Source organism: Cryobacterium sp. Sr8, assembly GCF_004403225.1.
GTDB lineage: Bacteria > Actinomycetota > Actinomycetes > Actinomycetales > Microbacteriaceae > Cryobacterium > Cryobacterium psychrotolerans.
This window is the reverse complement of sequence record NZ_SOHO01000023.1, coordinates 1-6,628: the sequence shown is the minus strand read 5'-3', so window position 1 is coordinate 6,628 and position 6,628 is coordinate 1. Positions and strand designations below refer to the sequence as shown.

General features: G+C 61.0%; 7 protein-coding genes. 2 read left to right on the top strand and 5 right to left on the bottom strand.

The genetic code is table 11. The features are described from left to right. The first annotated feature begins 746 nt into the window (after nt 1-746). Complete coding sequence (locus tag E3T54_RS03155) at nt 747-1,871, top strand: multicopper oxidase family protein (RefSeq protein ID WP_134474543.1); 1,125 nt, start codon at nt 747-749, stop codon at nt 1,869-1,871. Between the two features lie 94 nt (nt 1,872-1,965). Beyond that, a complete protein-coding gene (lnt, locus tag E3T54_RS03150) occupies nt 1,966-3,432 on the top strand; it encodes an apolipoprotein N-acyltransferase (protein ID WP_241977029.1) in 1,467 nt (488 codons plus the stop codon). Nucleotides 3,433-4,007: 575 nt separating this feature from the next. Here lnt and E3T54_RS03145 read toward each other — a convergent pair. The 5 genes from E3T54_RS03145 to E3T54_RS16640 all read right to left on the bottom strand — a co-directional run. Further along, complete coding sequence (locus E3T54_RS03145) at nt 4,008-4,724, bottom strand: hypothetical protein (protein ID WP_134474541.1); 717 nt, start codon at nt 4,722-4,724, stop codon at nt 4,008-4,010. Between the two features lie 32 nt (nt 4,725-4,756). Then, nucleotides 4,757-5,140 carry a hypothetical protein gene (locus E3T54_RS03140; protein WP_134474540.1) on the bottom strand — a complete coding sequence of 128 codons (384 nt, stop codon included), beginning with the start codon at nt 5,138-5,140 and terminating at the stop codon, nt 4,757-4,759. 222 nt (nt 5,141-5,362) lie between these two features. Next, a complete protein-coding gene (locus tag E3T54_RS03135; RefSeq protein WP_134474539.1) occupies nt 5,363-5,746 on the bottom strand; it encodes a hypothetical protein in 384 nt (127 codons plus the stop codon). A gap of 179 nt (nt 5,747-5,925) precedes the next feature. Beyond that, on the bottom strand, nt 5,926-6,060 hold the full coding sequence (locus E3T54_RS17530; RefSeq protein ID WP_255452812.1) for a hypothetical protein: 135 nt from the start codon (nt 6,058-6,060) through the stop codon (nt 5,926-5,928). 204 nt (nt 6,061-6,264) lie between these two features. Then, nucleotides 6,265-6,628: hypothetical protein (locus E3T54_RS16640; RefSeq protein ID WP_166804812.1), on the bottom strand; the 364-nt coding region annotated here is incomplete at its 5' end.

Genomic DNA, 6,628 nt, shown 5'->3' with positions numbered 1-6,628 from the left:
GCGAGTAACGCAACGGTCGAGGCCCCGAAAATCCCCATGGAATATCGTTTCACGATTGTCTCCTTGGTTAGCGGCCAACGAGGAGGTCCCGTTCGTCGTGGGTAGTTCGTACTGTTAGTGCTTTCCCGCCCACGGAGTCGGAGCAATGCTCGTTTGACGCCGAACCCCCTTGGAGCTGGGCCATCCGCTCGCGCACAGCCATTGATACCGCGCACAAGAAGACACTCATTGCGTGTCACCATCGCGGATGGTCGGTGGTCGGTCGTTGTCCAGGACGGCAACTCTAGCTGTCGCCTAGCCAACCTCCACACAGTCGGGATCGGCGAGAAACACCCTGTGATCACCATCTCCGTCCGGCGCAAAAGTCCGCTGACGAATCAGCCGTCAAACGCGTCGGGCGCGTGGTCACGTCCGTGGAGTGGTGTAAATCTCGTTCTTGAGTGTCGTTCCGTCGACGTGAAGAGCCATCGTTCAATGGTCAATGAGAACTGTCTAGGAATCTCACGAGAGGACACAACGCACGATGGCTCATGACCAGTCTGCCCTGTTGGACCTGCTTGGCCAACTGAAACAAACCGATGTCACCGAGTAGGGACGCGGCCTCGTATGTTCGTCTGCGGCCGATGCGTGTGGTCGAGGTGCGCTACAGATGAAGGGGGCGCGGTTTCGCCACACGGCGCAGTTCTTCCGCTGGCGCCCCGACCGGGAGGCCCGTTCCTGCACCTTCAGTCGCGCTGCGCAACGACATGGACGGGGTACCCAACCTCACCCAAGGCGCCATCGCGCCGGAGTCCTCATTCCGTTACCAATTCACCATGCCTCACCCGGGCACGTACTGGTTCCACCCGCACGTGGGAACTCAGCTGGACCGCGGCCTCTACGGCGCCCTTATCATCGACGACCCGCGCGAGCCACTGGCCTACGATGAGGAGTGGGTCGTCGTCCTCGACGACTGGCTCGACGGCGTCACTGCCACACCACCAGAAGTGCTCGCTGAACTGTCCCAGGGAATGGGAGGCATGATGATGAGGATGGGGAACACACTCATGGGCGCCAAATCGGATGCTCGCGGCGGGGATGCCGGTGACGTGTACTACCCCCACTATCTAATCAACGGCCGCCCGCCCGCGGACCCGGAAACATACACCTCCGCGCCGGGGAAACGAGTGCGCATCCGTCTCATCAACGCTGGCAGCGACACGGCATTCCGGGTCGCCCTCGCCGGACACCAACTAACCGTGACCCACACCGACGGATGCCCGGTGGAGCCCCTCGACGTCGACTCTGTCCTAATCGGGATGGGCGAACGCTACGACGTGATCGTCACGCTCGACGACGGCGCATTCGCCTTCGTCGCCGAAGCAGAAGGGAAAAAGGCCCGGGCCTTCGCAGTCGTCCGGACTGGCCCCGGCGCCACCCCACCTAGCGATATCACACTCCCCGAATTGTCCGGCCGCCTGGCAACCGCAGACAAACTACGAGCGAAAGACGACGTCACACTGTCACGCCGCAAACCGGACCGTGAACTCACGATCCGGTTGCGCGGGAACATGGACAGGTACGACTGGTCACTGGACAACCGGACGTTCACGCTCGACAAGCCAATGAAAAATCCGTATCCCATCGCGACCGGTGAGGGCGTCCGCATCAACTTCGTCAACACCACCCAGATGTGGCACCCGATGCATCTGCATGGTCACACCTTCCAACATGCGGGTGGCGGACCGCGCAAAGGCACCTCGATCGTTCTGCCCGGCCGGACTCTGACCGTCGACTTCGCCGCGGACAACCCCGGTCGGTGGCTCACCCACTGCCACAACCTCTACCACGGTGAAGCCGGAATGATGGGCGTCCTTGCTTACCTTAAGTGAGCGCACTCCAACCGCGGAACTACTAGCACGAGCTGCATCGAGCGGGAACAGGCTTCCCTTGTGGCTTGCTTCCCCTGTCGCCGCGCTCGGAGGCGTGCTGAACGCCTTAGCGTTCCCCGGCGCCGGCTGGTGGCCGCTGATCTTTGTCGGCACCCCGCTCATCCTCTTCTCCCTCATCGGTCGCGGGGTGTGGGAGGCGCTTGGAGTTGGCTTCCTCGGAGGGTTCTCGTTCTGGGGAACCCACATTCTCTGGCTCACCATCTACCTGGGGCCGGTGCCGTGGCTGGCCTTGGCCGGCCTGGAAGCGATCTTCTTCGCGCTGGGCTGCGTGCTCATTGCCCTCGCCTGGCGCTGCACCGACCGCGCGTTCCCCGGCGCATGGGGACGCCTCGGCCTGACACCCGTAATCATCGCGGGTCTGTGGACTCTTCGTGAGTACCTCACGAGCAACTGGCCATACGGGGGCTTCTCGTGGGGACGACTCGCCTTCTCCCAATCGGAAAGCCCGTTCGGACAGCTGGCCGCGTGGGTCGGCGTATCCGGCTTGTCGTTCCTCATCGCGTGGGCCAGCGCCCTGGTAATCCAGGTAACGCGAGAACCAGCCGCCCGAAGCCGAATGCTCCGAAGCAGCGCACCTATTGGCTTGATCGCGCTGATGCTTTCCATACCTGCCTTTCCCATCGTCGAGTCCGGAACCATGCGAGTCGCGGCAGTGCAAGGCAACGCGGATGCCGGACTGTTCGCCGAATACACGCCAGGCCAGATCCTGAACGACCATGTTGCTGCCACCGAACCGTTCTACGGCGAAGACGTGGACCTCGTCGTCTGGCCGGAGAACGCCTCCGACCTCAACCCCCTGGAGAACAGCCGGTCCGCTGCAACGCTCGACCAGGTGACGGCGGGAATGAGTGCGCCGCTGGTCACTGGCACCATCACATCCGACGGTAGCGGCATCTACAACAGCTTGCTGCTCTGGAAGAACGGGGAGGCCGCCATCGATCAGTACGACAAAATTCACCCAGTGCCATTTGCTGAATACATCCCCGACCGTGACTTCTGGTATCCGCTGGCCCCCGACCTGTTCTCGCTCATCCCACGCGATTTCACAATCGGTACCCGCGACAATCTGTTCGATATCAACGGTGTAGCCGCCGGGCTCGCCATCTGCTTCGACATCGTCGATGACAACCTCATCCGACAAATGATCGCCGGGGGAGCGAACGTCATCCTCGCGCCGACGAACAACGCAGACTTCGGGCGCACCGACGAGAGCGTCCAACAGCTCGCAGTCGCGCGTCTGCGTGCCATCGAAACCGGTCGCAGCGTCGTGAACGCGTCAACCGTTGGTACCTCGGCGATCATCGCCCCAGACGGCAGCACCATCGACCGGCTGCCAACCTTCAAACCGGGGGCGATGATTCAGGAGGTGCCACTCAGCACGACAAAGACACTCGCCATGATCGCTGGCCAGACAATCGAGTTCGTCGTTTCTGGTCTAGGACTTGCTGGACTGATCCTTGCGGTATTCCGCACCCGTCGCAAACGCGACCTCGAACGTTGATCCCGCTCCGTTGTGATCAATTTCTCCGGTTATGGAGCAGCCTCGGCCTTGGGAACCGTACCGTGTGATCATTTCCTGGCCGTCGGCACCTTAATCCTTACGCCAATGATGATGAACAGTAACGCGGCGATGAACTGGGGACTGCCCCCGGTTTGGTTGACTCCTGACCTGTGGAGATTCGTCTTCGCTGGAAGGATGTCATCATGCCCAAGCCCTACCCACCCGAGTTCCGCCGCGACGTTGTCGCCGTGGCCAGGAAGCACGAAGCCCCGCTGAACCAGATTGCGAAGGACTTTGGGATCTCGGAGCGTTTATGAGACGCAAGCCTCATACGGATATGCCCCGTGGACGCGGGCCTGCACGGCTCGCTCGGCCAAGAGAGTCGCATTTACCCCGCCCGTAAGGAAACCCCGCTCACATGCGCTTTCGGGACACCCGTCGAGACTTTCTCTGTCTTTCAACCCATGAATAGCGGCACACGTGAAATCCCGCGCGAAGAGGCCGACACGCGAGGTTTAGCGTTTCTGCTGTCCGTGGTCAACGGGTCTGGATCTTGCAGAACTCCTGTGCCGTTTTCAAGTCCGCGTCACGCTCGGCGATAGCGATATCGTCGATGACTTTGATCGGCTCGTCCAACCCTGCGTCGGTCGCGCGCATCCAATACGCCCAGCATGTTCCGGTTCCACCGTGGGGTGCCCGTGCTTGGAGATGAAGCGAACCCCGAGGGGCTGCGTACCGTCAAAAAGTGTCACCGTGTCTCTGAGCCACCCCGCGATCAAGGTGGTGATCGCCCGATCGTCACTTGTGACGTGGGCGACGGTGAGGCCTCCGGTAACACCCAGGTCAGTCAGCTCGCTGTCGAGGTGCGCGGACAGCGCCACGAGGGTCCTGGTTGATGTAATGTCCACCCACCAACCAGACGGATAGTTCAAGCGATAGATAACCCGGCCATCTCGCCACACTTTCGGCAGCCACCTGTCCCGCATCGTTCCGGCCTCATCCCAGTCGGCGACGACCATGGCCCAGTACTCATCGAGCGGGACACCCATCGCATCCGCGTCTTTCTGCAGGGCGCGACGGGCGCCGTTGATTTCGGTACGGTACGGAGCCAGAAGCTCCATAAAAGACGTGAGCCGGTCGTCAGTGGAGTACAGAGTGCGCCCGACAGTATCGAAACGGCTCCAACCGGCAGGGTCGAGAGAGCCGTCAGGTTCTAGTCCTCGGGGCACCGGGGCGAGCGGCCCGAACGAAGTACGAGCAATGCGGTAGTTGCCAGGCATCGGATCATCCACGAGCTCCAGCCCAGAGCGGGCACAAACCTGCATCAGCCGGAGAAGGAATCGTCGATGACGGCCTGAGCCGCTGTGGCTACGTCCTTGAACCGGTCTTCACGAATGGCGGTGACCGGGGTGTCATACCCGAGCCACGGGTTCGCTCCAATGAACCAGGCGCGGGCGACGTGCTCACCTTCAGCCGCGGCCAGCATCGTCCACTGCTCGTAGGCGAACTGAAGGCGTCGCATCGCCTCGTTCTTCGGCGCGGGACCATCGGCCTTCGCCCACCGGTACGGGAGCTTCGCGTCTTTGCTCCCGGATAGAGAGGCAACAAGAGTCCCGCCCAGAGTCCCATTCAATCGGCGAGTGATCTCCCGAATGTCGAGCTTGATCATCCTCGTGTGGGCGTTGGTAACGTGCGTCGTGATAGCCATGTGATCCTCCAATCGCCGGTGGAATCCGAGAAAACCCGCATAACCACTTCAATACCACCAGTATTACACCAAATTCTGGGTTTTGACCCCGGCGGATGCGACTCGATCTCGTATTCTCGGACGATTCCGGCAGCCGCTGAAATTCGACGCCCCCGACTGTCCTGAACGCATAGCGAGCAGCATCCGGGGCCAAACAGTTGGCTGCGGCCGGAGTGGGGTCCGCTATCCGACGGCAGCGAACGCGCGAGCTGCGGCCAGCACGCGAGGGCCGACTTCATCCGGGTTGCCCTCTCGGATGAGCCGTGCCGGCGCCGTGTCTTCGAGCTGCGGATTCATCCCCTGAAACCAAGCTTGGACCACCGGCGGCTGGTCCCGTTCGTTGAGCAGACCAGCGACCTGGTAAGCGAGCCTCAACCGGCGAATCGCCTCCGCTGGTGGCTTACGGGTGCCATCGGCCCACTGTCGTACGGCGCGGGTTTCGGTCACGGAACCCAGATAGGCAACCAGTTGGGCGCCCAAGAGCTCGCGCAGCTGGCCGACAAGTTCAGTGACGTCCGAACGAACGGACATTTCGTACGCCCTCAGTCCGGGCTGGGGTAGTGACATGTGCAAAAGTTTAGCCATTTACCACGTTGCATGACAGTTTGATCACACTCTAAATCCCACCCAATATGACCGATAATGGATAATATGTCAAGTAAAATGCTGATCAGAGGAGATTTCATTACTCTTGGCGATTCGGGCGGAGAGATCGCGCCATTGCTGAAACGCGTTGAATGAGTGAGTTAGGTTGCGCAACCGGCCGCGGTCTCGGCCGCGTTGTTCCGGTTCGCGAACTGGTCCTGGATCGCGGCTCGGATGCCGCGTATGCCCTCGCGGCCGCCCTGGTTCCCGCTGGGCGGGTCATGGTCAGAGTCCAAGGGGCTCATTTTGCGTCAATTTTCAGCACCCGATAGGCTGCGAGTACCTCTCCGAGGCCGCTACGCGGTCGCAGCCTATCGGGTGCTCTGATAAAATGCCTGATCAGGTGGCATTTTTTATGCGTGTCAGCGTTTGTGAGCCATCTCCGCCATGGCGCCCTCAGGGACTNCATCAAGCAACGCGGGTAGCTCGCTCGAATATTCTTATTCTTGCCGGTGAGGCGTTATGCCCCAGATGTCTACGGACTGCCTGGGGCTGCTTTCTTTAACCGTTGACGGTGGGGCCACATTCACGACAAGCTCGCGCGACTCTATGCAGACAATGATGCGCCGGTCGCATTCATTGACGAGAGTTTCGAAATCGACGGCGACCGCACGTTCTACATTGTTGGCGTGGCTGTAGTGAACCGCGATCAGATGGTCGCAACGCGAAATACATTGATGGACTTCTACAGCGGAGATGCCCTCCACGCCGGTCCTATGTATCGTCGTGGCGAACTCGAGACGCTTAGACAGGCGACCGTTCTTGTCGCCGACGAACACGACGGTCTCGATATCGTGGTTTGCG